Annotated in this window: 3 protein-coding genes; 1 reads left to right on the top strand and 2 read right to left on the bottom strand. The window is 66.7% G+C overall.

The features are described 5' to 3' along the window. Positions 1 to 108: 108 nt before the first annotated feature. Both VGE49_RS05135 and VGE49_RS05130 read right to left on the bottom strand, forming a co-directional pair. A complete protein-coding gene (locus tag VGE49_RS05135; protein ID WP_331033496.1) occupies positions 109 to 2,283 on the bottom strand; it encodes a prolyl oligopeptidase family serine peptidase in 2,175 nt (724 codons plus the stop codon). 115 nt (positions 2,284 to 2,398) lie between these two features. Then, positions 2,399 to 3,202: a potassium channel family protein gene (locus tag VGE49_RS05130; RefSeq protein WP_331033495.1), complete on the bottom strand. Its 804-nt coding sequence runs from the start codon at positions 3,200 to 3,202 to the stop codon at positions 2,399 to 2,401. A 49-nt stretch (positions 3,203 to 3,251) separates the two neighbouring features. Between VGE49_RS05130 and dapF the strand changes: the two genes are divergently transcribed. Next, positions 3,252 to 4,021: diaminopimelate epimerase (gene dapF / locus VGE49_RS05125; protein ID WP_331033494.1), on the top strand; the 770-nt coding region annotated here is incomplete at its 3' end.

Here is a 4,021-nt window from a genome sequence, read left to right as displayed (position 1 = left end):
GCGGTGGAGGGGGCGGAACCAACCTCGGCGTTCGGGGTCGCCCCCTCCACCACTTCGTGGTCCCCCTCCCCCGTTCGCCAAGGCTCACAGGGGAGGATCAGATACCGCTTACTGCTGCGCCGGTTCGTCCATCAGGCGACGCGTCAGATAGGTGTATTCCAGCGCGATGCGGCGAGCCGTTTCGCGCAGGTTGGCGCCGGCCGCGTGGCCGCCGTCGACGTTTTCATAGAAGAGGACCGGGTAGCCCAATTCCTCCATCCGCGCCGCCGCCTTGCGGGCGTGGCCGGGGTGGACGCGGTCGTCCTTGGTCGAGGTGTGGATGAAGACCTCGGGGTAGGGCTGCCCCGCCGCCAGACGCTGATAGGGCGAATATTCCTCGATCCAGGCGCGCTGTTCGGGGATATCCGGGTTGCCGTATTCGCCGATCCACGAGGCCCCGGCCAGCAGCTTGTGGAAGCGCAGCATGTCGAACAGGGGCACCTGGATGACCGCCGCATTGATCAGGTCGGGGCGCTGGGTCAGCATGGCCCCCATGAACAGGCCGCCCTGTGAGCCGCCCATGATCCCCAGGTGCGGCTGAGAGGTGATCCCGCGCGTGATCAGGTCCTGGGCCACGGCCTGGAAGTCCTCGTGGGCGCGCTGACGGTTTTCCTGCTGAGCCGCCTGGTGCCATTTCGGACCGAACTCGCCGCCGCCGCGCGTATTGGCGATGACATAGACGCCGCCGCGCTCCAGCCACAGCTTGCCGACCGTCGGCGAATAGCCGGGCAGCAGCGACGACTGGAAGCCGCCATAGCCGTAGAGCAGGGTCGGGTTCGACCCGTCCATGGCCATGGCGTCCTTATGGACGACGAAATAGGGGATCATGGTGCCGTCGGCCGAACGGGCCTCGAACTGATCCACCCGCATGCCCGCAGCGTCGAACTTGGCGGGCAGGGACTTGGTCAGGGCGACCGCGCCGGTCGCCGCGTCCGCCAGATAGAGGCTGGACGGGTTCAGATAGCCGGCGACGCTGACGAAGATCTTGTCGTCGCGTTCCGAGGCCGAGCCGACGCCGACGGTGACGTTCTGCGGCAGGTCCAGACGGGTGCGCGCCCATTCGCCGGACGGGTTCGGACGGTAGACATAGACCGAACCGCGCACGTTTTCATAAAGGGCCACGACCAGGGTGTTGCGGGTGGCGCTGATGCCCTCGATGGCCTCGCGCTCGCCGGGGCGGATGATCAGTTGCGCCGGGGTCTTGGGATCTGCCAGCCAGGCCTTCAGGTTCCAGGCGATGACGTCGCCGGTCTTGAATTCCTGCCCCGAGGGCGCGGTCCAGTCCTGATCCGTCGTCACCACCATCTGGCCGGCGACCAGGGCGTTGATGTTGCCCTTGAGCGGCAACTCCAGCTTCGTCGTCGTGCCGTCGGCGTTCAGGCGCCAGGTTTCGCTTTCATAGAAGTTGATCCCCCGGTTCAGCAACACGGCCTGCACCGCGCCGTCAGCGTCGCGCAGGGTGTAGCCCGAGACCGAGACGTCGGTCTTCTGGCCGGCGAAGACCTCGACGGCCTGATCCACGGTCTGACCGCGTTTCAGAAGGCGCACGGTGCGCGGATAGCCCGAGTCCGTCAGCGAACCTTCGCCGAAGTCGCGCGAGATCAGCAGGGTGTCCTTGTCGATCCAGCTGGCGCCGCCCTTGGATTCCGGCAGGCTGATGCCGCCCTCGACGAAGGTCTTCGTCACGCTGTCGAACTCGCGGATGGTGACCGCGTCCTTGCCGCCGTTCGACAGGGAGACCAGGCAGTAACGCTCTTCGGGCGGCAGGCAGCTGGCGCCCTTGTAGACCCAGTTGGCGCCCTCGGCGGCCGACAGGGCGTCGATGTCGAGGATGGTCTCCCAGGTCGGCGTCGCGGTGCGATAGCTGTCCAGCGTCGTGCGACGCCAGATGCCGCGCACATGGGTCGCGTCCTGCCAGAAGTTGTCGATGTGGCCGTCGTGGGTGAAGCCGGGCGAGGGAATGCGGTCGCGCGACTGGACGATGTCCAGCGCCTGCTGGTGCAGGGTCTCGTAGCGCGGGTCGCCCTGCAGCGTGCCGAGGGAATGCTCATTGTGGGTCTTGACCCAGGCCATGGCGCGCTCGCCCTCGACCTCTTCCAGCCAGATGTAGGGATCGGTCGCGTCGCTGGTCGCGAAGCCCGGCGTGGAGGCGGCGGCGGGCGTGTCGGTCGAATGGGCCATGGCGACGGGAGCGGCTCCGGCGGCGAGAAGAAGGGCGGCGGCGGACGCCAGAGTGCGGATCATGTTTTCATTCCCCAACAGAAATTGGGCGGCACCTTGGCGAGACACGAGGACCGCGGCAAGCGGCGGAAATCTTACAAGCCTGTCATCTTTCGTCGCAGCGACGGCGGAACGGGCGTCAATCGCCCTCATCCGGGATGCACAGGATCTGGCCGCAGGCCTTGCAGTGGACGGCGTCGGGATCGTGCTTCTGCAGACCGCAGGTCGGGCAGGGAAACTTGACCTTGTGCGGCCGGATCAGGGTCTGGGCCAGGCGGATGAAGAGGGTGATGCCCACCAGCATGACGATGATGGAGATGACCCGGCCCCCGTTGCCCGGCAGGGTGATGTCGCCGAACCCCGTCGTCGTCAGGGTGGCGACGGTGAAATAGAGGGCGTCCAGATAGCCGTTGATGTGCTCGGCCTTGCCCCGGAAATAGGCATAGACGAAGCCGGTCACGACGAAGACGAAGGTGATCAGAGCGGCCAGGGCCCGGGTGATTTCCTCGACCCGCGTGTCGTCGAAGCGGCGGCCGATGGTGCGCCAGAACAGGTCGCTGTTCAGCAGGCTCCACAGCCGCAGCAGCCTCAGGAAGCCGAGGTTGGCCAGCCAGACCGGGAACAGCAGGGTCGCCAGCACGAACAGATCGACCCAGACGATCGGCCGTTTCAGCCAGTCGCGGATGTCGGAATAGGCATAGGCCCGCGCCGCCAGATCCAGCCCCAGAACGGCGGCGATCAGATAGTCCATCACATAGAAGACCCAGCCCGCCTCCTTGAGGATCGGCGTGGCCAGGAAGAAGGCGATGATGGCCAGGTCGATGACGATGACCATCAGGCGGAACTTCACCGCCGCCGGCTGGGAGCCGTGATAGAGGTAGCGCAGCCGCGCCCTCAGCCGCAGACCTTCGGATTTGCCGGTTTCGCTATGATCTGACGCCATCGCCGCCAGCGATACATGAACCGGCGAAAAATCCTATATGAAGGCGGACATGACCCAGGCTGCTCGCCCCTATATCCGCATGAACGGCGCCGGAAACGCCTTCATCGTCGTCCAGGCCTTCGAGGAAGGCTTCCATCCGACCGAGGAACAGGTGCGCGCCCTGGCCGACCCGGCGGCGGGTCTGGGCGGCTTCGACCAGTTGATCGGCGTCGAGCCCTCCGAGACCGCCGACGCCTTCATGCGGGTATGGAACGCCGACGGCTCGATGGTGCAGACCTGCGGCAACGCCCTGCGCTGCGTCGGCTGGCTGCTGCTGGAGGCGACCGGCAAGGAAGAGGTGGTCATCGACACGCTCGGCGGGCCGACGACGGCGAAACGCGCATCTAGCCGCGTCGGATCGGGAGGTCCCGAAGGGCCGACGACCGCGGCCAATCTGGTGACTGTCGATATGGGCGCGCCGCGTCTGGATTGGGATCAGGTGCCGCTGGCCGAAGAAATGGACACGCGCGGCATCGAGCTTCAGGTCGGGCCGATCGACGCGCCGGTGCTGCACACGCCCGGCGCGGTCTCCATGGGCAATCCCCATGTGGTCTTTTTCACCGACCGGCAGGACGACGCCTTCGTGAAGGGCTCCGGCTCGCTGGTCGAGCATCACCCACTCTTCCCGGAAGGGGTCAACGTCGGCTTCGCCAAGGTGCTGGACCGCGACCATATCCGGCTGCGGGTCTGGGAACGCGGCGCGGGCCTGACCCTGGCCTGCGGCACCGGCGCCTGCGCGGCCCTGGTGGCCACGGCCCGGTGCGGCCTGACCAACCGCAA

Source organism: Brevundimonas sp., assembly GCF_036405315.1.
Taxonomy (GTDB): Bacteria; Pseudomonadota; Alphaproteobacteria; order Caulobacterales; family Caulobacteraceae; genus Brevundimonas.
The sequence above is the reverse complement of the archived record's forward strand: the minus strand, read 5'-3'. Positions and strand labels throughout refer to the sequence as shown.

Coding starts and splice junctions, on each gene's coding strand:
- VGE49_RS05130 (WP_331033495.1), bottom strand. CDS start 3,202: ATGGCGTCAGATCATAGCGAAACCGGCAAATCCGAAGGTCTGCGGCTG.
- VGE49_RS05135 (WP_331033496.1), bottom strand. CDS start 2,283: ATGATCCGCACTCTGGCGTCCGCCGCCGCCCTTCTTCTCGCCGCCGGA.